General features: G+C 71.6%; 19 protein-coding genes. 11 read left to right on the top strand and 8 right to left on the bottom strand.

Features of this window, described 5'->3' with window-relative positions; genetic code table 11:
* Nucleotides 1-8: 8 nt before the first annotated feature.
* Genes ACIBQ1_RS43035 through ACIBQ1_RS43020 form a run of 4 tightly spaced genes read left to right on the top strand, consistent with a single transcriptional unit; the run spans nt 9 to nt 5,355 of the window.
* Nucleotides 9-1,001 (top strand): LacI family DNA-binding transcriptional regulator, encoded by a 993-nt coding sequence (locus ACIBQ1_RS43035; protein ID WP_397286415.1) that lies wholly within the window; start codon nt 9-11, stop codon nt 999-1,001.
* Entirely contained in the window at nt 998-1,771 is a 774-nt protein-coding gene (locus ACIBQ1_RS43030; RefSeq protein ID WP_397286414.1) for a sugar phosphate isomerase/epimerase family protein, read from the top strand. The genes ACIBQ1_RS43035 and ACIBQ1_RS43030 overlap by 4 nt, the downstream gene beginning before the upstream one ends.
* A 26-nt stretch (nt 1,772-1,797) precedes the next feature.
* Complete coding sequence (locus tag ACIBQ1_RS43025; RefSeq protein ID WP_397286412.1) at nt 1,798-2,724, top strand: alkaline phosphatase family protein; 927 nt, start codon at nt 1,798-1,800, stop codon at nt 2,722-2,724.
* 60 nt (nt 2,725-2,784) lie between these two features.
* Nucleotides 2,785-5,355, top strand: a complete 2,571-nt coding sequence (locus ACIBQ1_RS43020; protein WP_397286410.1) for a PEP/pyruvate-binding domain-containing protein — start codon at nt 2,785-2,787, stop codon at nt 5,353-5,355.
* Nucleotides 5,356-5,483: 128 nt separating this feature from the next.
* Here the strand turns inward: ACIBQ1_RS43020 and ACIBQ1_RS43015 are convergent, their stop codons facing one another.
* The 5 genes from ACIBQ1_RS43015 to ACIBQ1_RS42995 all read right to left on the bottom strand — a co-directional run bounded on the left by ACIBQ1_RS43015 (nt 5,484) and on the right by ACIBQ1_RS42995 (nt 10,876).
* The gene (locus ACIBQ1_RS43015; RefSeq protein WP_397286408.1) at nt 5,484-6,356 is read right to left on the bottom strand and encodes a sugar phosphate isomerase/epimerase family protein; all 873 of its coding nucleotides are present in this window, start codon (nt 6,354-6,356) and stop codon (nt 5,484-5,486) included.
* Nucleotides 6,353-7,522 carry a dihydrodipicolinate synthase family protein gene (locus ACIBQ1_RS43010; protein WP_397286406.1) on the bottom strand — a complete coding sequence of 390 codons (1,170 nt, stop codon included), beginning with the start codon at nt 7,520-7,522 and terminating at the stop codon, nt 6,353-6,355. Before ACIBQ1_RS43010 ends, ACIBQ1_RS43015 begins: the two co-directional genes overlap by 4 nt.
* Nucleotides 7,519-8,664 carry a Gfo/Idh/MocA family protein gene (locus ACIBQ1_RS43005; protein WP_397286404.1) on the bottom strand — a complete coding sequence of 382 codons (1,146 nt, stop codon included), beginning with the start codon at nt 8,662-8,664 and terminating at the stop codon, nt 7,519-7,521. Before ACIBQ1_RS43005 ends, ACIBQ1_RS43010 begins: the two co-directional genes overlap by 4 nt.
* Nucleotides 8,665-9,007: 343 nt before the next feature.
* Nucleotides 9,008-10,234, bottom strand: a complete 1,227-nt coding sequence (locus ACIBQ1_RS43000) for an HRDC domain-containing protein (protein WP_397286402.1) — start codon at nt 10,232-10,234, stop codon at nt 9,008-9,010.
* A 45-nt stretch (nt 10,235-10,279) separates the two neighbouring features.
* Nucleotides 10,280-10,876, bottom strand: a complete 597-nt coding sequence (locus tag ACIBQ1_RS42995; protein WP_355367711.1) for a DUF3000 domain-containing protein — start codon at nt 10,874-10,876, stop codon at nt 10,280-10,282.
* A 598-nt stretch (nt 10,877-11,474) separates the two neighbouring features.
* Here ACIBQ1_RS42995 and hemE point away from each other — a divergent pair.
* The 3 genes from hemE to katG all read left to right on the top strand — a co-directional run bounded on the left by hemE (nt 11,475) and on the right by katG (nt 15,316).
* A complete protein-coding gene (hemE, locus tag ACIBQ1_RS42990; RefSeq protein WP_397286400.1) occupies nt 11,475-12,503 on the top strand; it encodes a uroporphyrinogen decarboxylase in 1,029 nt (342 codons plus the stop codon).
* A 135-nt stretch (nt 12,504-12,638) separates the two neighbouring features.
* Nucleotides 12,639-13,061 (top strand): Fur family transcriptional regulator, encoded by a 423-nt coding sequence (locus ACIBQ1_RS42985; protein ID WP_397286398.1) that lies wholly within the window; start codon nt 12,639-12,641, stop codon nt 13,059-13,061.
* 29 nt (nt 13,062-13,090) lie between these two features.
* Nucleotides 13,091-15,316, top strand: coding sequence for a catalase/peroxidase HPI (gene katG / locus ACIBQ1_RS42980; protein ID WP_397286396.1), 2,226 nt, complete (start codon nt 13,091-13,093; stop codon nt 15,314-15,316).
* A 55-nt stretch (nt 15,317-15,371) separates the two neighbouring features.
* Here the strand turns inward: katG and ACIBQ1_RS42975 are convergent, their stop codons facing one another.
* The gene (locus ACIBQ1_RS42975; RefSeq protein ID WP_397286394.1) at nt 15,372-16,349 is read right to left on the bottom strand and encodes a DUF4349 domain-containing protein; all 978 of its coding nucleotides are present in this window, start codon (nt 16,347-16,349) and stop codon (nt 15,372-15,374) included.
* A 133-nt stretch (nt 16,350-16,482) separates the two neighbouring features.
* On the opposite strand from ACIBQ1_RS42975, the gene hemG reads away from it, so the two are divergent.
* The 3 genes from hemG (at nt 16,483) to ACIBQ1_RS42960 (ending at nt 19,636) form a co-directional block, all read left to right on the top strand.
* A complete protein-coding gene (hemG, locus tag ACIBQ1_RS42970) occupies nt 16,483-17,886 on the top strand; it encodes a protoporphyrinogen oxidase (RefSeq protein WP_397286392.1) in 1,404 nt (467 codons plus the stop codon).
* A 5-nt stretch (nt 17,887-17,891) separates the two neighbouring features.
* Nucleotides 17,892-18,593, top strand: coding sequence for a hydrogen peroxide-dependent heme synthase (hemQ, locus tag ACIBQ1_RS42965; protein WP_397286390.1), 702 nt, complete (start codon nt 17,892-17,894; stop codon nt 18,591-18,593).
* A gap of 182 nt (nt 18,594-18,775) precedes the next feature.
* The gene (locus ACIBQ1_RS42960) at nt 18,776-19,636 is read left to right on the top strand and encodes a hypothetical protein (RefSeq protein WP_397286388.1); all 861 of its coding nucleotides are present in this window, start codon (nt 18,776-18,778) and stop codon (nt 19,634-19,636) included.
* A gap of 154 nt (nt 19,637-19,790) precedes the next feature.
* Here ACIBQ1_RS42960 and msrB read toward each other — a convergent pair whose 3' ends face one another.
* Nucleotides 19,791-20,192 carry a peptide-methionine (R)-S-oxide reductase MsrB gene (gene msrB / locus ACIBQ1_RS42955; RefSeq protein ID WP_397286386.1) on the bottom strand — a complete coding sequence of 134 codons (402 nt, stop codon included), beginning with the start codon at nt 20,190-20,192 and terminating at the stop codon, nt 19,791-19,793.
* Nucleotides 20,193-20,557: 365 nt separating this feature from the next.
* On the opposite strand from msrB, the gene ligD reads away from it, so the two are divergent.
* Nucleotides 20,558-21,559, top strand: coding sequence for a non-homologous end-joining DNA ligase (ligD, locus tag ACIBQ1_RS42950; protein WP_397286384.1), 1,002 nt, complete (start codon nt 20,558-20,560; stop codon nt 21,557-21,559).
* A 67-nt stretch (nt 21,560-21,626) separates the two neighbouring features.
* Here the strand turns inward: ligD and ACIBQ1_RS42945 are convergent, their stop codons facing one another.
* On the bottom strand, nt 21,627-22,436 hold the full coding sequence (locus ACIBQ1_RS42945) for an MBL fold metallo-hydrolase (protein ID WP_397286382.1): 810 nt from the start codon (nt 22,434-22,436) through the stop codon (nt 21,627-21,629).
* Nucleotides 22,437-22,440: the final 4 nt, after the last annotated feature.

The following is a 22,440-nucleotide window of genomic DNA, read 5'->3' as shown; positions in this document are numbered from 1 at the left end:
GAGGTCTCGTGGTCACGCTTGAGGACGTCGCCAAGCAGGCGGGCGTCTCGCTCGCGACCGCCTCGCGGGTGCTCAACGGCAGCACCCGCCAGGTGGGCGCCACCCTGCGGGCGCGCGTCGAGCAGGCCGCGGACGAGCTGGGCTACCGTGCCAACATCGCCGCCCAGACGCTGGCCCGCGGGGCCGGCAACGTCATCGGCATCGTGGTCCACGACCTGACCGACCCCTACTTCGCGGCCCTGGCCGACGGGGCGATGCGGGCGGCCGCCACCGAGGGCCTGCTGGTCATGGTGGGCACCACGCATCGCGATCCCGAGCAGGAGATCGCCTACGTGGCCACGCTGCACGCCCAGCGCGTGCGGGCGGTGCTGCTGGTCGGCTCGCGCGTCGCCGACCCCGCCGTCACCGGCCGCCTGCGTGACGAGCTGGCCCGCTACCAGTCGGGCGGCGGGCGCGCCGCCTGCGTGGGCCAGGACCTCCTCGGCGTCGACACCGTCGCGCCCGCCAACAGGCAGGGCGCCGCCGAGCTGGCCCGCGCGCTGGCAGGGCTCGGGCACACCCGGTTCGCGGTGCTGGCCGGGCCGCCGCACCTGGTGACGGCGGCCGACCGGTGCGCCGGGTTCGCCGGGGCGCTGGAGGAGCTGGGGCTGCCCGCGCCGCACGTGATCCACGGGCCGTTCGACCGCGACGGCGGCTACGCGGCGGCCCAGCAGGTCAAGGACGCGACCTGCGTGTTCGCGGTCAACGACGTGATGGCGGTCGGGGCGCTCGCGGCCTACAGAGAGCGCGGGGTCCGGGTGCCGGAGGACGTCTCGGTGGCCGGGTTCGACGACATCGTCACCTTGCGGGACCACGTGCCCGCGCTGACGACCGTGCGGTTGCCCTTGACGAACATGGGGGCGCGGGCGCTGGAGCTCGCGCTGGGCGAGGCGGACACGGTCGTGGTCGAGCAGGTCGCGGGCGAGGTCGTGCTGCGAGAGAGCGTACGGAGGATGGCGTGAAGCTGGCCGTCAGCACGCTGGGCATGCCCGGCGAGGGGCTGGACAGGGCGATCGGGATCGCGGCCGAGGGCGGCTGCCAGGGCCTTGAGCTGCGCCTGCACCCCGACACCGGGGTCCACGGCGGCCTTGACGCCGCGGAGCGGCGCTCGGTGCGCGAACGGGTCGGGCGGGCGGGCCTGGAGATCGCGGCACTCGCCGGATATGTCAAGGTCTGTGGGCCTGGACCGGACGAGCCGGTCGTCGAAGCGCTCCTCACCGACCTCCGGCTCGCCGCCGACCTGGGCGCCCCCGCGGTGCGGGTGTTCCCCGGCGGCGACGATCCCGCCGTCGGCGCCCGCCGGCTCAAGGCGGCCTCCGGTACGGCCTCCGAGCTCGGCGTCCTCGTCCTCGTCGAGACGCACGACCACATGGCCACCGGCGCCGCCGTGGCCGGGCTGCTGGCCGAGGCGGGCTGCCCCGAGACCACCGGCGCGATCTGGGACCTGCTGCACCCGTGGCGCCACGGCGAGCCTCCGGCCGACACGCTGGCCGCGCTGGGCCCGTACCTCTCCTACGTCCAGGTCAAGGACGCGGTCTCGGCCACGGACACCACGCCCGTGCCCATGTGGACGGGCTCGGTGCCGCTGGAGGAGTCGGGCGAGCTGCTGCGTGCGGCCGGTTACGACGGATGGGTGTCGCTGGAGTGGGAGCGCACCTGGTATCCGCAGGTCGCCCCGGTGGAGGAGATCCTCCCGGGGGCGGCTGACTGGGTGCGGCGTTTCGCCCTCTAGATGCCTTCCGCCGCTTAGATAGGGGGATGTCCCTAACTAAGCGGAACAAGGTGCTCGTCGTCGGGATGGACGGCCTGCGGTTCGACCGGCTCCAGGCGCTGGGCGCGCCCGTGCTGGGCACGCTCATGTCCTCCGGCGCGTACGGCACCAGCAAGCTCCCCTACGGCGAGGCGGGAACGCCGCGTACGGAGTCGCCCGGCCAGGTCGTCCCCAAGGCCCCCGAGCCGGGCGGGCGCGTCATCGCGTCGCGTACGGACTCGGGCCCCGGCTGGTCGTCGATCGCCACCGGCGTCTGGCCGGACAAGCACGGCGTGGTGGACAACGGCTTCGCCACCCCCCGTTTCACGAAATATCCGGACTTCTTGACTCGGGCGAAGCATGCCCGGCCGGAGCTGAGCACCGCCGCGTTCTTCTCCTGGGCGGCGCTGGACGAGCACGGCGCGTTCAGCCCGGCCATCGACCACCGCTTCGTCCTGGACGGTTACGGGTTCGGCTCCTGGGCCCAGGCCGACGAGCAGATCGCCGAGGCCGCAGAGCGCCACCTGGCGGCGGCCGACCCCGACGCCGTCTTCGTGTACCTGGGCGACACCGACGAGGTGGCCCACGACCTCGGCCCCCATTGCCCCGAGTACTTCGAGGCGCTCCAGACCCAGGACGCCTACCTGGGCCGGTTGCTCGACGCGGTCCGGGGGCGGTCCTCGTACCCCGGCGAGCGATGGACGGTGCTGGTCACGACCGACCACGGGCACGTGGACGCGGGCGGGCACGGCGGGACGTCGGACGAGGAGCGCACGGTGTTCGTGATCGCGAACCGGCTGGAGGAGGACCTGGGCGGCCGCTCGCTCGGCGAGCCGCGGCTGGTCGACGTGGGGCCGACGGCGCTGGCCGTCCTGGGCGTGGGGCTCGACCCCGCCTGGGATCTGGACGGCGCGGATCTTTTCATCAACTGTTGAATTCCTGCCGGGGACGAGCCAGACTGAGTGTCAGGACGCTGAACGGCAGAGGAGCAGACGATGAAGACGGCACTGGACTTCTCGGACATCGACGCCGGGATGCTCGCCGAGGTGGGCGGCAAGGCCGCGAACCTCGGCGAGCTGACCAGGGCCGGTCTTCCCGTCCCGCCGGGATGGGCACTGACGACGGAGGCGTACCGGCAGGTCGCCGAGGGCCTGGAGATCACGAGTGGCGCCGGGCTCGCAGAAAAGGCCAGGCGCCACCTGCTGGAGGCCCCGGTGCCGGACGACGTGCGCGAGGCGATCGTGACGTCCTACGCCGCACTCGGCGACGACGTGGCCGTGGCGGTGCGCTCGTCCGCCACCGCCGAGGACCTGCCGTTCGCCAGCTTCGCCGGGCAGCAGGACACGTACCTCAACGTCGTCGGCGCCGAGGCGGTCGTGGACGCCGTGCGCCGCTGCTGGGCCTCGCTCTGGACCGACCGCGCGGTCGCCTACCGCGAGTCCAACGGCATCGACCACGCCGCCGTCCGCCTGGCGGTGGTCGTGCAGGTGATGGTGGACGCGCGGGTGGCCGGCGTGATGTTCACCGCCAACCCGGTGACCGGGCGGCGGCGCGAGACCGTCATCGACGCCAACCCCGGGCTCGGCGAGGCCGTCGTCTCCGGCGCCGTGAACCCCGACCGGTTCATCGTGTACGGCGGCGAGATCCTCGAACGCCACGCCGGCGACAAGCGCCTGACCATCCGCTCGGTGCCCGGCGGCGGCACGGAGCGCGTCGAGACCGCGCACGACGGTCTCTGCCTGACCGACGGCCAGGTGCGCGCGCTGGCCGAGCTGGGCGGTCGCGTGGAGGACCACTACGGCGCGCCCCAGGACACCGAGTGGGCCATCGACGAGGACGGCCGGCTCTGGCTCACCCAGGCGAGACCGATCACCACCCTCTACCCGCTGCCCGAGCCGACCAGGCCGGGCCTGCGCGTGTACTTCTCGGTCAACGTCGTCCAGGGCGTCATGGGGCCGCTCACCCCGATGGGGTTGTCGGCGTTCCGCTTCGTCAGCTCCGGCGCGGCGGGCGTGCCCGGCTACGGGCCGGCCGACCCGGCCGACGGCGCCCCGTTCATGGCCGTGTCGGGCCAGCGCATGTGGCTGGACCTGACCACGGCCGTGCGCAGCCGCTTCGGCCGCGCGGTGCTGCCGCGCATGCTCGCGCTGGGCGAGGCGCGCACCGTGCCCGTCTTCGAGCGGCTGGCGGAGGATCCGCGGCTCTCGGTGGTGCACACGTCCCCGCTCCCGGTCCTGCGCGGCCTGAGCAGGTTCGCCCGGCGCATCCACGCCCCCTCCCGGGTCCTGCTCGCCCTGACGAGGCCGAAGAAGGGCCTCGCGTACGCCGCCCGCCTCGGCGAGCAGCTGGACCGGCGCCTGCGGCTGCCCGAGCCGGCCACGCCCGCCCAGCGCCTGGACCACGCCGAACGCATCCTCACCGCCACCTTCCCGGCCATCCTCTCGATCATGCCCATGGTGATCACCGGCTACGGCCTGTTCGCGCTGGCCTCCAAGCTCTCCGGCGTCCCGATCGCCGACATGCAGGACGTCCTGCGCAGCGTCCCGCACAACCCGACCACGGAGATGGACCTGGAGCTGTGGCACCTGGCCACGCGCATCGAGCCGGAGCCGTTCAGGAAGGAGCCGGTGGCCGAGCTGGTCCGCCTCTTCGAGGCTGGGAAGCTCCCGCCGGTCGCGCAGCGCGAGATCACCGCGTTCCTGGCCGAGTACGGCCACCGCGGCGTCGCGGAGATCGACCTGGGCGTGCCCCGCTGGTCGGAGCATCCCGCGCACATCCTCGGCGTCCTGGCCAACTACCTGCGCATGAACGGCGGCACCGACCTCGCGCCCGCCGCGCTGTTCGCCAAGGGGGCCGAGGCGGCGCGCTCGGCCATCGCCCACGCGGTGTCCGAGGCCCGCCGCAAGGGCCGCTGGCGGGGCGCGGTCGTCCGCTTCGGGCTCCGGCGGACCCGGGAGTTCGCGGGGCTGCGCGAGCTGCCCAAGTTCTACCTGGTCAAGACCCTCGCCGGGGTGCGGCGGAGCATGTTCGTGGTGGGGGAGCACCTGGTGGACCGCGGCGTCCTGGACTCGGCGCAGGACGTGTTCTTCCTCGGCCTCGACGAGGCCAGGGCCGCCCTGGACGGGGGCGACCTGCGCGCGCTCGTGGCCGAACGGCGGGAGACGCACGAACGGGAGTCGCGCCGCAGGCACGTGCCACGGATCCTGCTGTCCGACGGCACCGAGCCCGAGGCGCTCGCCACCGTTGCGGCGGACGGCGCGCTGACAGGCACCGCCGCTTCTGCCGGCACCGTCACGGGCGTGGCCCGAGTGGTCCTCGACCCCATCGGCGCGCACCTGGAGCCGGGCGAGATCCTGGTCTGCCCCTCGACCGATCCCGGCTGGACGCCGCTGTTCCTGACGGCGGGCGGGCTGGTGATGGAGATGGGCGGCGCGATGTCGCACGGCGCCGTGGTGGCCAGGGAGTACGGCATCCCGGCCGTCGTCGGCGTCCCCGACGCCACCCACCGCATCGAGACCGGGCAGGAGATCGAAGTGAACGGCGCTGCCGGGACCGTGACGCTATGACGGACTGCCGGCGCGCGATCTGGCCGCATGAGTAGCCGCCGTGACGGCACCGACCGGCCGCCTGAGGAGGTGGCTTTGAACCCGCGGAAAGCGGCGGCACACAGCTGTACGCCGCCGCTCCCTGGGCGTTACGTCGCGGGGAGCACCACGTCCTCATAACGGGCTTTCATCGTGGCCACCACCTCGTCGGGATCGGCCGCCCAGATGTCGGCGTTGAAGATCTCGACCTCGACGTCGCCCGCGTAGCCGGCCTCCAGGACGGCCCGCGTGATCGGCCGGAAGTCGATCACGCCGTCGCCCATCATGCCCCGGCCGAGCAGGATGTCCTGCGGCAGCGGGTGCAGGTAGTCGCACACCTGGTAGGAGGCGATCCTGCGGCCGGCGCGCGCGATGTCCTCGAACACCCTCGGGTCCCACCACACGTGGAACGTGTCGACCACCACGCCGACCTGCTCCTCCGGGTGGGTCAGGCTCAGGTCGAGCGCCTGGCCCAGCGTGGACAGCACGGCGCGGTCGGGGCAGTAGATCGGGTGCAGCGGCTCCAGGGCCAGCTTGACCCCGCGCTCCCCGGCGTACGGCGCCAGCTCGGCCAGCGCCTCCGCCACCCGCTCGCGCGCCCCGGCCACGTCCCGCGAGAACCCGCTCGGGGGCAGGGCCTCGCCCGGCTTCACCCCGGGCAGGCCGCCGACCACCATCACCAGGCAGGCCGCCGACAGCTCGGCCGCCTCGTCGATGGCCCTCCGGTTGTCGTCCAGCGCCTGCGCGAAGGCCCGCCGCCCCTCCTCGCCGGGCAGCCCGCCCGCGGTGAGGAAGCCGCCCCGGCAGAGTGACGACACCCGCAGGCCGGCCTCGCGCACCAGCTTCACGCTCTGCGCGAGGCCCTGCTCGGCGACCTTCTCGCGCCACAGCCCGACCGCCTCCAGGCCGTGCCGCACGCACCCGTCCACAGCCTCGGCCACGGACCAGCGCCTGGTCGTCCACTGGTTCAATGAAAGGGTCACAGCCCGTTCACCGCCAGCAGCGCCTTCATCCGGCCCACGGCCAGCTCCTGGTCGGACAGGAGCCCGGCCTGGTCGGCCAGGCGGAACACCTCCGCCAGATGCCGCAGCGACCGGGCCGACTGGGCGCCGTTCACCATGGCGAACGCGTCCTGGTGGCCATTCAGCCAGGCCAGGAAGACGATGCCGGTCTTGTAGTTGTACGTCGGCGTCTCGAAGATCTTCCTGGACAGGGGGACGGTCGGCGCGAAGATCTCGTCGTAGCGGGCGAGGCTCCTGGCGGCCTCGTCGTCGTCCTCCGCCGACTCGGCCGCGTCCAGGGCCTGCAGCGCCGCCGTCGCCGCCGGGGCGATGGCGTCGAAGATGCCCAGCAGCGCGTGCGAGCCCGACTTGATCAGCGACGGGTAGTTGAAGTCGTCCCCGGTGTACAGCCGGACGCCCTCGGGGAGCGCGGCGCGCAGCCGTACCTCGTGCTCCTCGTCCAGCAGCGACACCTTGACGCCGTCCACCATCGCGGCGTGCGCGTGGATCAGCTCCAGGAACGACTCGGTGGCCGCCGCCACGTCGCCCGAACCCCAGTAGCCGGCCAGCTGCGGGTCGAACATCTCGCCCAGCCAGTGCAGGATCACCGGCCGCTCCGCCAGGCCGAACAGCTTGCCGTACACCTGGTGGTAGTCCTGCGGGCCCGCCGCCACCCTGGCGAGCTGGCGGGAGGCCATGACGATCACGCCGGCGCCGGCCGACTGGACGGTCTCGATCTGCTCGGCGTACGCGGCCGTGATCGTGTCGAGGCCGGCGGCCTGGGGCGCGTGGTCGGTGCCCGCGCCGCAGGCGACCAGCGCCGCCGGGTCCCCGTACGAGCGGGCCTCGGCGGCGCTGCGCCGGATGAGCTCCTTGGTCGCCGCCCAGTCCAGGCCCATGTTGCGCTGGGCGGTGTCCATGGCGTCCGCCACGCGCAGGCCGTGCGACCACAGGTGGCGGCGGAAGCGCAGGGTCGCGTCCCAGTCCACGGCGGCGGGGGAGCCGGGCGTGTTGTCGCCGAGCGGGTCGGCCACCACGTGCGCGGCCGCGTACACGACGCGGCCGGCGGGCGGCTTGCCGGGCGCCTCCCACGTGACGGGCTCGCGCAGGGTGTAGGCGCCGATCCCGGGCAGGTCGATCGTCGTCACAGCTGCGGCACCTCGATCCTGCGGCCCTCGGTGGACGAACGCAGCCCCAGCTCGGCGAGCTGCACGCCGCGGGCGCCGGAGGCGAAGTCGTTCGGGAAGGGCGCGTCCTCCAGCACGTGCCTGATGAACGCCTCCCACTGCACCTTGAACCCGTTGTCGAACTCGGCGTTGTCCGGCACCTCCTGCCAGCCGTCGCGGAAGCGGGCGGTGGCGGGCAGGTCGGGGTTCCAGACGGGCTTGGGGGTGGCGGAGCGGTGCTGCACGCGGCAGTTGCGCAGGCCCGCGACCGCGCTGCCGTGGGTGCCGTCCACCTGGAACTCGACCAGCTCGTCGCGGTTCACGCGAACGGTCCAGGACGAGTTGATCTGGGCGACGATGCCGCCTTCGAGCTCGAAGATCCCGTACGCGGCGTCGTCCGCGGTGGCCTGGTAGGTGTTGCCCTGCTCGTCCACCCGCGCGGGGACGTGCGTCACGGCGCGGGCGTAGACCGATTGGACGCGGCCGAACAGGTTCTCCATCACGTAGTGCCAGTGCGGGAACATGTCGAGCACGATGCCGCCGCCGTCCTCGGCCCGGTAGTTCCAGGACGGGCGCTGCGCCTCCTGCCAGTCGCCCTCGAACACCCAATAGCCGAACTCCCCGCGCACCGACAGGATCCGGCCGAAGAAGCCGCCGTCGATCAGCCGCTTCAGCTTGAGCAGGCCGGGCAGGAAGAGCTTGTCCTGTACGACGCCGTTCTTGACGCCCTTGGCCGTGGCGGCCTCGGCCAGCGCCATCGCCTCCTGCGTCGACTCGGCGGTGGGCTTCTCGGCGTAGATGTGCTTGCCTGCTTCGATGGCCTTCAAGACGGCCTTGACGCGGGCGCTGGTGACCTGGGCGTCGAAGTAGATCAGGTTGTCGTCGTCGGCGAGGGCGGAGTCGAGCTCCGTAGTGAAATCCGAAATCCCATGCTTCTCCGCTATATCTGCCAATTTATCGGCATTTCTGCCGACAAGTACTGGCTTGATCTTCACCCTGTCGCCGTCCGAGAGCGTGACCCCGCCCTGCTCGTTGATGGCCAGGACGGAACGGACCAGGTGCTGACGGTAGCCCATCCGCCCGGTGACGCCGTTCATCACGACGCCGATGGTGCGCACGCTCATTGAGGATCCCTTCAGGACAAACATGGGGAAAGCGCTTTCCCGAACCGTACGGCCGCCCCACCAACCCCGTCAAGTAGCCCCAACCCCCACACGCCCGGAAACCCGCCCACCCACCCCATCTCGGGCCCGGCCGGACGCCCCCTCGCGTAACGCAGCGTCGTGCCCCGTCGGCGCCACGTAACGCCGCGGCGCCGAGAGGACGCCGTGCGGCGCGTTGGCGCGCCTGCGGGCGTGCATCGGATCGCCTCATGGCGCCGCGTCGGTCGGGTGAGATGCGAACGGCGCCCCGCTCGTCCCGGGGGCCGGGAGGGCGGGGCGCCGGATGGTCGGGCGCCTGGGGCGGTTAGAGGTCGCCGCGGGTTTCCAGGCGGGCCAGAGCCTTGGTGATGGGGTGGGCGGTCAGGGAGAGCTGCCACTCGCGGGCCCCGAGCTCGCGCAGCCGGGCGGTCACCGTCTCCTCGGTGATCTCCTCCGGCGGCTCCCAGGTGAGCCGCCGCACCGCGTCCGGCTGCAGCAGGTTCTCGGTCGGCATGTGATGCTGCTCGGCCAGCCCCGCCACCACCGCCCGCGCGGCGGCGAGGCGTTTGGCGGCGGCCGGGTCGCGGTCGGCCCAGCGGTTGGGCGGCGGCGGCCCGTCGCCCGGGGTGCTCGGCTGCGGGAGCTGGTTGTCCGGCAGGCCGCGGGCCCGGGTGACGGCGGCGAGCCAGTCGCTCATGTGGCGGCGCGCACTACGTCCGGTGAATGCTGATATTTCGGTCAAGGCCTTCTTGGTGCGGGGTCCCTCCAGCGCCGCGGTGACGATGGCCGCGTCGGGCAGCACCCGCCCGGGCGCCAGGTCGGACTCCCGGGCGATCCTGTCGCGCATGGTCCACAACTCCCGCACGATCGCCAGGGCGCGTACGTTCCGGACCTTGTGGATGCCCGACGTACGCCGCCAGGGATCGGACCGCGGCACCGGCGGCGGCGTGTTGAGCACGGCGGCGAACTCCTCGCGCGCCCACTCCAGCTTCCCGCTGTCGGCCAGCTCCTGGTGGAGCACGTCACGGAGCTCGACCAGCACCTCCACGTCGAGCGCCGCGTAGCGCAGCCAGTCTTCCGGCAGCGGCCTGGTGGACCAGTCGGCGGCCGAGTGACCCTTCTCCAGCCGCAGCCCGAGCACGGTCTCGACCATGGTGCCGAGCCCCACCCGCTCGTAGCCGAGCAGCCGCCCCGCCAGCTCGGTGTCGAACATCTCCCGCGGCCTGAACCCCACCTCGAGAAGGCACGGCAGGTCCTGGGAGGCGGCGTGCAGCACGATCTCCGCGTCGGCCACGGCCGCGTCGAGCCCGGACAGGTCGGGACAGCCGATCGGGTCGATCAACGCGGTCCCCGCTCCGGCCCGGCGCAGTTGTACGAGGTAGGCGCGGTTGCCGTAGCGGTAGCCGGAGGCGCGTTCGGCGTCGACCGCGACCGGGCCCTTGCCCGCCGCGAAACGCGAAACGATTTCAGTCAGCGCGTCGGCGTCCGCGATGACCGATGGAATGCCCTCGCGCGGCTCAAGGAGCGGCACGACGGTGCGTTCTTCTGTCACGAGTTCACCGACCTCATGACGCTGATGCTGTCTTGACTGGTGCCCTCACTTCGTACGGTCACTCTCCGGATCATCACGGCGGCGGGGAAGGGCGGCCACGTCGGGCGGGAGCGGCGGGATCCCCGCTGCCAGGCACATCAGGTCGCACCAGGCGGCGACGTGGCCGGAGAGATCCTCCTGTGCGGGAGACCAGGACGCCCGCAGCTCGAGCTCGGTCGTGACCGGGTCTTCGGCTTTGTTGCCGAACCCCTCTGACACGGCTCTTGTCACGGTACCGCCAGCGGCGGAGTAGTCGGCTTGATGGGCGTCCAAGGCCTCGGTCAGCCAGCTCCAGGCGACCGGCCCGAGCAGCGGGTCGGAGGTGATCTCCGGCTCCATGTCGGCCCTGACGTAGGCCACCAGCCGGAACGGGCCCTCCCACCCGCGCTGGCCGTCAGGGTCGTAGAGCAGGATCAGCCTGCCCACCGCCAGCTCGTCGTCGTCGCGGTAGACCGACGCGCCGATGGCCGACGAGTAGGGGGCCAGCCGCTGCGGCGCGGGCAGGTCCTCCAGCTCGATCTCCGGTCTGACCTCGGCCAGCCGCATGCTCTCCGCCGCGCGGGTGAACGCCGCGGGGGGAGGAGGCTGGTCACTGAGTGTCATAGCGGAAGCGTAGGTCGAAGACGGACGGAAGGGGACCACAGGGGTGCTCATCCTTCGTGATCAAGCCGCTGCCGTAACCAGCCGGCGAACCTGTCGGACGGACTCGGCGGTGCCGATGATGATCGCGTGACCGCACTCGACACAGGCCCACTCCGGGCAGTGGCCGGGCTCGTGGCCGTCGAGGCACGGCGGCTGCTCGAACAACCGCTCATCGGCACAGGAAAGGCAGCGCTCACTGCGGCGCTCTGGGGAAGTCCACAACGCGGTGGTCGCACGAGTCATCGAACCGTGGCCTTTCTTCGGGTCGTGGCTCCGACGTTGGCACGAGCCGCTGACAATTCCCCGCAACGCGCTCGGCGTGTCCCGAAAGTGGTCTCTGAATCGATGCCGCGCGGTGGGTTGGCGAACATTTGGCCCAGTCGAGACCGGCTCTCTGGCCGGGCATGGGGTGTGTTCGACCCTCGTGCGGTGCCGATGCCGAGCAGACCGGTAAAACTTCATCTGGCTATCTGATCATGACTTGGGGTGTTCGATCGATGTTTTTCCGACACCTCGCGCCAGTGTCGGGACCGCCGCCCGGACGTGGCACCCTTGTGGGGTGAACCTCGCCGACTCAGCGTTCCTGCGTGCCTGCCGCCGCCAGCCCGTCCCCCACACCCCGGTCTGGTACATGCGCCAGGCCGGGCGGTCGCTGCCGGAATACCTGAAGGTCCGCGAGGGCGTGCCGATGCTCACCGCGTGCGCGACGCCCGACATGATCGTCGAGATCACCATGCAGCCCGTGCGCCGGTACGGCGTCGACGCGGCCGTCTTCTTCAGCGACATCGTGGTGCCGCTCCGGGCCATCGGCATCGACCTCGACATCAAGCCGGGCGTCGGCCCCGTCGTGGCCGACCCGATCCGCGACGCCAAGGGCGTCGACGCGCTGCGCCCGCTGGAGCCGGACGACGTGTGGTACGTGAGCGAGGCCATCCGGGCCCTGACCGGCGAGCTGGGCGGCACGCCGCTGATCGGCTTCGCCGGGGCGCCGTTCACGCTCGGCTCCTACCTCATCGAGGGCGGCCCGTCCAGGAACCACGACCACACCAAGGCCATGATGTACGGCGAGCCGCGGCTGTGGCACACACTCATGGAGCGGCTGTCCACGATCGTCCTGGAGCACCTGCGCATCCAGATCGCGGCCGGGGCCTCGGCCGTGCAGCTCTTCGACTCCTGGGTGGGGGCGGTGGCGCCGGCCGACTACCGGGAGTTCATCCTGCCGCACACCCGGCGGATCTTCGAGGGCGTGGCGGGCGTGCCGCGCATCCACTTCGGCGTCGGCACGGGTGAGCTGCTCGGCGTGCTCGGCGAGGCCGGGGCCGACGTGGTGGGCGTGGACTGGCGGGTGCCGCTCGACGAGGCGGCCCGCCGGGTCGGCCCGGGCAAGGCGTTGCAGGGCAACCTCGACCCGGCCGTGCTCATGGCGCCGTGGGAGGTCGTCGAGCGCAAGGCGCGCGAGGTGCTGCGCCAGGGCCGGGCGGCCGAGGGGCACGTGTTCAACCTGGGGCACGGCGTGCTGCCCTCGACCGACCCCGACCAGCTCAAGCGCCTCACCGACCTGGTCCACGAGGCGGGCATTCCCGGCTGACCCCTGATTGCCTTCAGATTCGAGGCCTGTCCCGCCGCGCGCGGGGCAGGTTTTTCGCGTCTTCGCATGTCCACGCAATGTTTTCCGGCGCGGCACTAGACTTGGATCATTCGTTATCTTGTATGATTCGTGTTTATGAAGACCACCGCCGAGGAGCTGCGCGGTGTTGGCCTGAGAGTGACGGCCGCCCGTGTCGCGCTGCTCGAGACCGTCCGTGAGGGCGACCACCTCGATGTCGAGGCGATCGCCTCCGGGGTGCGCGACCGTGTCGGCCATGTCTCCCTTCAAGCCGTGTACGAGGCCCTTCACGCGCTCACCGCGGCGGGGCTCGTACGCCGCATCGAGCCGGCCGGCAGCCCGGCCCGGTTCGAGGGGCGCATCGGCGACAACCACCACCACGTCGTGTGCCGATCGTGCGGTGTCGTCGCCGACGTCGACTGCGCGGTGGGCGAGGTGCCTTGCCTGACCGCATCCGACGCCCACGGCTTCATGATCGACGAGGCCGAGGTCATCTACTGGGGCCTGTGCCCCGACTGTTCCACCGCCCGCGGTTCCTGAGCACCGTGATCAAGTCCGGAAGGATTCCCATGTCTGAGAACCATGATGCAACCGTCGCAGACGCGAAGGCGGAAGGCGGCTGCCCGGTCGCGCACCAGCGCGCCCCGCACCCGACTCAGGGCGGCGGCAACCGCCAGTGGTGGCCGGACCGGCTCAACCTGAAGATCCTCGCCAAGAACCCCGCCGAGACCAACCCTCTCGGCGAGGCGTTCGACTACGCCGAGGCGTTCAAGAGCCTCGACCTCCCGGCAGTCAAGCAGGACATCGCGGAGGTGCTGACGACCTCGCAGGACTGGTGGCCGGCCGACTTCGGCCACTACGGCCCGTTCATCATCCGGATGGCCTGGCACAGCGCGGGCACGTACCGGATCAGCGACGGCCGCGGCGGCGCCGGGGCCGGTCAGCAGCGCTTCGCGCCGCTCAACAGCTGGCCCGACAACGGAAACCTCGACAAGGCCCGCCGCCTGCTCTGGCCGGTCAAGAAGAAGTACGGCCAGAAGCTCTCGTGGGCCGACCTCATGATCCTCGCCGGCAACGTCGCCCTGGAGTCGATGGGCTTCGAGACCTTCGGCTTCGCCGGTGGCCGCGCGGACGTGTGGGAGCCCGACGAGGACGTCTACTGGGGCCCGGAGACCACCTGGCTGGGCGACGAGCGCTACAGCGGTGACCGCGAGCTGGAGAACCCGCTGGGCGCCGTCCAGATGGGCCTCATCTACGTCAACCCGGAGGGCCCGAACGGCAACCCGGACCCGCTGGCCGCGGCCCGCGACATCCGTGAGACGTTCCGCCGGATGGCGATGAACGACGAGGAGACGGTCGCCCTGATCGCGGGCGGTCACACCTTCGGCAAGACCCACGGCGCCGGCCCGGCCGACAACGTCGGCGCCGACCCCGAGGCCGCCTCGATCGAGGAGCAGGGCCTGGGCTGGAAGAACAGCTTCGGCACCGGCAAGGGCGGCGACACGATCACCAGCGGTCTCGAGGGCATCTGGACGAACACCCCGATCACCTGGGACAACAGCTTCTTCGAGATCCTGTTCGGCTACGAGTGGGAGCTGTTCCAGAGCCCCGCCGGCGCCAACCAGTGGCGGCCGAAGGACGGCGCGGGCTCGGACACCGTCCCCGACGCCCACGACTCGTCGAAGAGCCACGCTCCGACGATGCTGACCACGGACCTCTCGCTCCGGTTCGACCCGGTCTACGAGCCGATCTCGCGGCGCTTCCTGGAGAACCCCGCCGAGTTCGCCGACGCCTTCGCCCGCGCGTGGTTCAAGCTGACCCACCGCGACATGGGCCCGATCGTGCGCTACCTCGGCCCGGAGGTCCCGGCCGAGACGCTGCTGTGGCAGGACCCGCTGCCCGCGGTGACGCACGAGCTCGTCGACGCCGCGGACGTAGCCGCCCTCAAGGGCCAGGTTCTGGCCTCGGGCCTGTCGGTGCCGCAGCTCGTCTCCACCGCGTGGGCGTCGGCCTCGTCCTTCCGCGGCAGCGACAAGCGCGGCGGCGCCAACGGCGCGCGCGTCCGCCTCCAGCCGCAGAGCGGGTGGGAGGTCAACGACCCCGACCAGCTCGCGACGGTGCTCGGCACCCTTGAGGGGATCCAGAAGGCCTTCAACGGCGCTCAGACCGGCGGCAAGCAGGTCTCGCTGGCCGACGTGATCGTGCTCGCCGGCGCCGCGGCCGTCGAGAAGGCCGCCAAGGACGCCGGCTTCGACGTCCAGGTGCCCTTCACGCCGGGTCGCGCGGACGCCGCGCAGGACCAGACCGACGTCGAGTCGTTCTCCGCGCTGGAGCCGACCGCCGACGGGTTCCGCAACTACCTCGGGAAGGGCAACCGGCTGCCGGCCGAGTACCTGCTCATCGACCGGGCCAACCTGCTGACCCTGAGCGCTCCCGAGCTGACCGTGCTCGTCGGCGGCCTGCGCGTCCTGGGCGCGAACTACCAGCAGTCGACGCTCGGCGTCCTCACCGCGACCCCCGGGTCGCTGACCAACGACTTCTTCGTCAACCTGCTCGACCTGGGCACGACGTGGAAGGCGACGTCCGAGGACGCGAACACGTTCGAGGGCCGCGACGACGCCACGGGCGAGGTCAAGTGGACCGGCACCCGGGCCGACCTCGTCTTCGGGTCCAACTCCGAGCTGCGCGCGCTCGCGGAGGTCTACGCGAGCGACGACGCGAAGGAGAAGTTCGTCACGGACTTCGTCGCGGCGTGGGACAAGGTGATGAACCTCGACCGGTTCGACCTGGTCTGATGGCTGACGTCCGGGCCGGTGCGGGCCGGCCCGGACGTCCACGCCTGGCGCGGGGTCAGGCCGTCTCGGGGCCGGGGCCGTCGGGCCGGGGGCCCGACGGGCGCGTGGCCGTCTCGGGGCGCCTGACGCGATTGCGCCGCGCCAGGTAGATCACCAGCGCGATCAGCGGCAGCGACGCGACCAGCCACGGCAGCAGCGCGCCGAGCACCGTGAGCGCCACCTTCGTGAACGACACCAGCGCGTTCCAGCCCGCCTTGAGCCCGCCCAGGAAGCCCGCGGGCTCCTCCTCGGGATCCTTGACCTCGGTGACCGGCCCGACCAGGCGGAGCGTCAGCGTGGCCATGGCGACCTGCGTGGCCAGCTCCTTCTGCTGCGCCTGCAGCGACTCCAGGTCCGCCTCGCGGGAGGAGATCTCCCGCTCCACCTGCAGCACCTGCCCGATCGTGTCGGCCTTCTTCATCAGCGTGCGCAGCGAGTCGAGCGACTGCTGCGCCGACTTGAGCCGGCTGTTGACGTCGGCCACCTGCATGGTGACGTCCTGGGTGCCCTGGTTCATGGACAGCTGCTGGCCCAGGTCCTGGCCGAGCCGGGCGAGCACGTCGGCGTACTTGTCAGGCGGGACCTTGAACTCCAGCATGGCCGTGTCCTCGGTGTCGCTGGCCGAGCTGGTCTCCTCCTTGGCGAGGTAGCCGCCCGCCGACGTCACGATCTGCTTGGCCTGCTGCACGGCGGCGGTGACCTGCTTGGCCCGTACGGTCATGCTGCCGGTGTAGATGACCTGGCGGTCCTGCTGCGTGACCTTGACGTTCGAGACCAGCCCGTCCTTGGCCCGCGCCTGCGGCTGAGGTCTTTTGGCGACGTTCTGGTCCATGGCCTCGGCCTGATCCTGGGCCTCTGGCGCGGAGGCCACGGCCGGTGCGGCCGCCCCGCTGCCCGCTTCGCTGGTGAGGGTATTCGTGCCGCCGCCGCACCCGGCCAGGAGCAGGGCCGAGCAGGCGGTTGCGAGTGCGATTCCGTACCGGATTCTCCTCATGCCCATAAGACGGGCGCCGGATAACCCCGGTTTGAGGAAGGGGAATCACGTTAAGGTCACTGTGCGACGGCGCTCCCTCGCCTCGCGGCCCCGAGGGGGTGGGCAGGGCGTCGAGGCGGTAGCGTCAGGAGGCGTGGAAGGGAATCGGGCCCACGTGGTCGTCATCGGCGGGGGGATCTCCGGTCTCGCCGCCGCGTGGTATCTCCGCCAGAGCGGGGGCAAGCGGGTCAAGGTGACCGTGCTGGACGGCGCCTCGCGCATCGGCGGCAAGCTGTACGCCTCGGAGGTCGCCGGGGTGAGCGTGGACGCGGGCGCGGAGGCCATGCTGGCCAGACGGCCCGAGGGCAAGGAGCTGGCCAGGGCCGTGGGGCTCGGCGACGACCTGGTCTTCCCCGGCGGCGCCGGCTCGGCCGTCTACAGCCGGGGCGTGCTGCGGCCGATGCCGAAGGGCCAGGTCATGGGCGTGCCCGCCGACCTGACCGAGCTGGCCAAGTCCGGCATCGTCTCGCCCGGCGGCCTGCTGCGCGTGCCGCTCGACCAGATCCTGCCGGCGACGCTCGTGCGCACCGACGTGTCCGTGGCCGCGTACATCCGGGCCAGGATGGGCGCCGAGGTCGTGGAACGGCTGGTCGAGCCGCTGCTCGGCGGCGTCTACGCGGGCCGTTCCGACATGTTGTCGCTGGAGGCCACGATGCCGCGGGTGGCGGCGGTGGCGCGTTCCGAGCGTTCGCTGCTGACCGGCGCCAGGCAGCTCGTCGAGGAGGCGCCGAAGGACGCGGGCCCGGTGTTCACGACGCTCAGGAACGGCGTCGGCAGCCTGCCGGAGGCGATCGCCAAGGCGTCGGGCGCGGACATCAGGACCGGCGTCACCGTACGCGAGCTGCGCAGGACCGGCGACGGCTGGCAGCTCGTCACCGGCCCGGTGCCGAGGCCCGAGGTCATCGAGGCGGACGCGGTGATCGTGGCCACGCCGGGGCCCGCGGCCGCCAGGCTGCTCAAGGCCGAGGTGCCCAAGGCGGCGAGCGAGCTGTCCAGGATCGAGTACGCCAGCATGGCCATCGTCACGCTCGCGTACCCGATCGACGCCTTCCCCGAGCCGCCCGCCTCCAGTGGCTACCTGGTGCCGCCCGTGGAGGGGCGGCCGGTCAAGGCGGTGACGTTCAGCTCGGTCAAGTGGCCGCACCTGACGAAGGACATGGTGATCCTGCGCTGCTCGATCGGCAGGATCGGCGAGGAGCACCTGCTCCAGCGGGACGACCGCGAGCTGGTCTCGCTGGCCGGCGCCGAGATGGCCGACGTGATGGGCACGAGCGGGCTGCCGCTCGACACCAGGGTCACGCGCTGGGGCGGCGCGCTGCCGCAGTACAACGTGGGTCACCTCGACCGGGTGGCCAGGGTGCGCGCGGCGGTGGCCGTGCAGCCCGGGCTGGCCGTCTGCGGCGCCGCCTACGACGGCATCGGCATCCCGGCCTGCGTCGGCACGGCGCGTACGGCCGCCGCCCGGATTCTGGACCACCTGTCCCGGAGAGGACAATAGACCCCATGACAGAGGCAGCCCCGCGGCCCAAGGCCCGCGATCTCAACCAGGTGATCCGTTACACGATGTGGTCGGTCTTCCAGGTGACCGAGCCGTGTCCCGTCGACCGCGACGGCCTGGCGAGCGAGGTCGAGGAGCTGCTGGACCAGGCCGCCGGCAAGGGCGTCGTGACCAGGGGGGTCTACGACGTGGCCGGGCTGCGGGCCGACGCCGACTTCATGTTCTGGTGGCACGCGCCCACCCCCGAGGACCTGCAGGACGTCTACGCCAGGTTCCGGCGCACCGAGCTGGGCCGCCACAGCAGGCCCGTCTGGTCGGCCATGGCGCTGCACCGGCCGGCCGAGTTCAACAAGTCGCACATCCCGGCCTTCCTCGCGGAGGAGGAGCCGCGGGCCTACGTGAGCGTCTACCCGTTCGTGCGGTCGTACGAGTGGTATCTGCTCGACGACTCCGAGCGCCGGGCCATGCTGGCCGAGCACGGCAGGATGGCGCGCGACTATCCCGACGTGCGGGCCAACACGGTGGCGTGCTTCTCGCTCAACGACTACGAGTGGATGCTGGCGTTCGAGGCCGACGAGCTGCACCGGATCGTCGACCTGATGCGTACGCTGCGGGGCGCCCAGGCCCGCCGCCACACCCGGGTGGAGATCCCGTTCTACACGGGCGCCCGCAAGCCGGTGCGGGACCTGGTGGCGTCCCTGCCCTAGCCGCCCACGACGGCCAGGAGAACGTGAGCGCAGGCGGCTCGCCCTCGGGCGGGTCGCCTGCGCTCGCATGCCGAAGTTGGCGATCTGGGCGCATTGATCTATCCGGTTTGTCACAATCAGGGAAATCCTCTGTTCGTACGGGCGGCTTGCGGTGGCACGTTCCAAGACGGCAGGAGGGCGGGGTGATGGGCGGATCGGGAAGACGGGGGAGCCGGCGGCGCGGGGCGGGCCGGCATGCGGCGACACGCTCGCGGCACGGGCGGCGGCGTGGCCTGGGCCGGCGGTGGACGGCCGGGGCGGTCGGGGCCGTGGCGCTGGCCGGCGGCGTGGTCGCGGTGCTCGGCGCGAACGGGACCTTCGGCGGGGCGCTGACCGCCGTCTCGTCCCAGCAGGCGCGCGTGGCGTCCGGGCCGCAGGCGCGGGCCGAGCCGGAGAACGGCCCGGAGAACGGCTCCGTGGCACTGCCCGGCAAGGCCGGCGGCGCCACTGGCGCGAAGGCGAGCGCTGAGGCCGGCGCGGAGGTCAGGGTGCGGGAACGGCCGAAGTCCGAGCCGCCGCCTCAGGTCGCTCCGAGCCCGGCCACGGCGGGCGCGGCCTCTCCCGGCTCGGTCTCTCCTGGCGCGGTCGAGCAGGGGCTGGTGGCGGGCACCACCGACGCGGAGGACCTGCCGGCGGGCGGTCCCGACCCCGGCGAGGCGGAGGGGTACAAGGCGAACGGCCCGTCCCGGCACACCGATCAGCAGGCGGCCGAGTTTTTCCGTGTGCGCTGGGGCCCGGACGACAAGGCGCTGAAGCGCCTCAAGGACATCCGCACGGTCGGCGGATATCTGCGTATCTATACGGATTTACCGGAATCTGCGGGGAACTCGTCCCAAGCGATCACGTTGTGCGAGCGCGGCCTCGCTTATCTGCGCGCTCGGGGGGTGGTCAATCCGGTCGTGTTCGTACAGGCCGAGTTCGGCGAGAACGGGAATCCCGTCCTCGCCAACATCCTCGGCCCTTCAGACACCAGCTGCCGCGTCACCCACCCTGAACCCGGCTAACGCACCCGAACCCGCGTCTTGGCGCACACTTGACACTGTTGCGTCACGACCCGCCCGATGGTCTCAATCGTCACCCAGCGATGGCGAAGATGGACAAAGCGCACACAAAACTCCTACCCGAGGCAGGCGATCGGTACGCGCTGTCGCTATACGATCACCCCTTGGGTTCAAGCCTAAGGGAGACGGAGTTGATGCAGTAACGATCGTCGGTCGGAGTCGGATATCCCTCGCCGTGGAACACGTGCCCCAGATGCGAGTCGCACCGCGCGCACCGCACCTCCGTACGTACCATGCCGAGGCTGCGGTCCTCGATCAGCCGGACCGCGTCGGAGTCGCTCGGCGCGAAGAAGCTCGGCCACCCGCAGTGCGACTCGAACTTCGTGTCCGACCGGAACAGCTCCGCCCCGCAGGCGCGGCACGAGTAGACGCCCTCGGCCTTGGTGTCGACGTACTCGCCCGTGAACGGGCGCTCGGTCCCGGCCTCCCTGAGGACGTGGAACTCCTCAGGCGAGAGCTGGACCCGCCACTCGGCCTCGCTTTTGACCACCTTCTCCATGCGTCCAGCGTACGAGATCGGAAGGGATGAGAGATCAGGCAAAAAGAGATCTTCGCAGGCTGAAGCATCCGTTCTGGGGTGAATTCGCGTCTTTGTAGGCAAGGGGGTGTCATCGCCTCCTGCCAGGGGTGAGATCATCCGCAGATCCCGCCAAGCGGCACAGCCCACGCCCGTGCTGGAGCCGTTCGGGATCGTCACGGCCGGCCGGGTGGCGCGCCAGCGCCCGGAACGGCGGCGGGTGATCTAGTGGCCCGTCCCGTCGAGCCCTCGGTCCCGCCACCGAGGAGGCTCCGGGACGGGCCCACCTCGCGACCGGCTCCAGGCCGACCGGGCCGACTTCAGCAAGGACGGAGTAGGTTCGGTGCATGGCATCGCCGTACATCGAGCTGCAGGTGGGGGAGCGGACCGTCAAGGTCACCAACCCCGACAAGATCTACTTCCCTGAGATCGGCGCCACCAAGCGGGAGCTGGTCGAGTACTACGTGAGCGTCGGCGAGGGCGCGCTGCGCGCGCTCAAGGACCGGCCCACCAACCTCAAGCGCCACCCCGACGGCGTGCAGACCGAGGCGATCTACCAGAAGCGGATGCCGCCCAAGCACCCCGACTGGCTCCAGCCGGTGACGGTGCGGTTCCCGAGCGGCCGCACGGCGCAGTCGCTGCGGGTGACCGAGGTGGCGGCCATCGCCTACGGTGCGAACCTCGGCACCATCGACTTCCACCCCTGGCAGGTGCGGGCCACCGACGTCGAGCACCCCGACGAGCTGCGCGTCGACCTGGACCCGCAGCCGGGCCTGGAGTTCGACGCGGCCCGCAGAGCCGCCCTGCTCACCAGGGAGGTGCTGGAGGAGCTGGGGATGGCCGGGTTCGTGAAGACGTCGGGCAACCGTGGCGTGCACATCGCCGTGCGCATCGAGCCGCGCTGGGACTTCATCCAGGTACGCTACGCCGGCATCGCCCTGGCCAGGGCCGTCGAGGCGCGGGACCCGGCGCTGGTGACCACGGCGTGGTGGAAGGAGGAGCGCGGGGAGCGGGTGTTCATCGACTTCAACCAGAACGCCCGGGACCGTACGGTCGCCAGCGCCTACTCCGTCAGGGCCCAGCCGCACGCCCCCGTCTCGACCCCGCTGACCTGGGACGAACTGGTGGACGCCGACCCGCGCGACTTCGACATCCGTACGGTGCCGGCCCGGTTCGCGGAGGTGGGCGACGTGCACGCGGCGATCGACGACGTGGCGTACTCGATCGAGCCGCTGCTGGAGCTCTACGCCAAGGACGACCGGGGCGACATGCCGTACCCGCCCAACTACCCGAAGATGCCGGGCGAGCCCATGCGCGTCCAGCCCAGCCGGGCGCGCAACACCGACTGACGGACGCCGACTGACGGACGCCAATGAGCGGACGCTGGCTGGCGGATGCTGACCGGCGGGCGGCGGGTCAGCGGACGAGGTGGTGCGGGGCGAGCTCGCGGGTCTCGCCCCGCCGCAGATAGACCACCCGGTCGGCCAGGCCGTTCTGCTCGATGTGGTGGCGGAAGTCCTCCAGCGGTGAGCTGAAGGCGGCGTAGTCGTCGTAATGCACCGGTATGACTGCGTGCGGGTTGATCAGGTCGCACCACGACGCACCCTGCTCGCCGTCCATGGTGACGTGCATGAGGCCGAGCAGCCGGGCGCCGCCCAGGTGCACGATGGCCAGGTCGATGTCGGGGAAGCGGCGCGGGATCGCGTCCAGGCGGCGGTCGAGCAGCGTGTCACCGCTGATGTGCACGGTCAGCTCCACCCGTTCGGCCTGGTTGCAGAACTCCAGCATCGTCCCGATCACGGGCGGCAGCAGCGCCTCGGCGGGGCCGGGCGCGTGTTTGGCGGGCAGCGCGGTGATCCTGACCGTTCCGCGCGGGCCGCGTAGCTCGTGAGTGTGCCATTCCTCCAGCCCCACGCTGCGGCGGAAGCCCTGAAGGCGCAGTCTGCGGGCCGCCGTGGTCGTCGTGACGACCACCGTGTCCTTGTCCAGGTGCCTGCGGGCGACCCGGTCCCAGTGGTCGCCGTACAGGTGCGACAGCACCACCCCGTCGAGTGGCGGCAGGTCCTCGATCTCCATGGCCGGGTCGGTGAGGCGCCGCGTGGACAGGCCGTAACCCAGGTACGCCCGCTGGCCCCGGTGCAGGAAGTTGGGATCGGTCAGCAGCGTGAGGCCGTTGTAGCGGATCAGCGTGGTCGCGTTGCCGATGAACTGCAGGCTGCCCTTCACCTCG

This window comes from Nonomuraea sp. NPDC050153, from assembly GCF_044460125.1.
In the GTDB taxonomy this organism is placed as follows: domain Bacteria; phylum Actinomycetota; class Actinomycetes; order Streptosporangiales; family Streptosporangiaceae; genus Nonomuraea.
The sequence above is the reverse complement of the archived record's forward strand: the minus strand, read 5'-3'. Positions and strand labels throughout refer to the sequence as shown.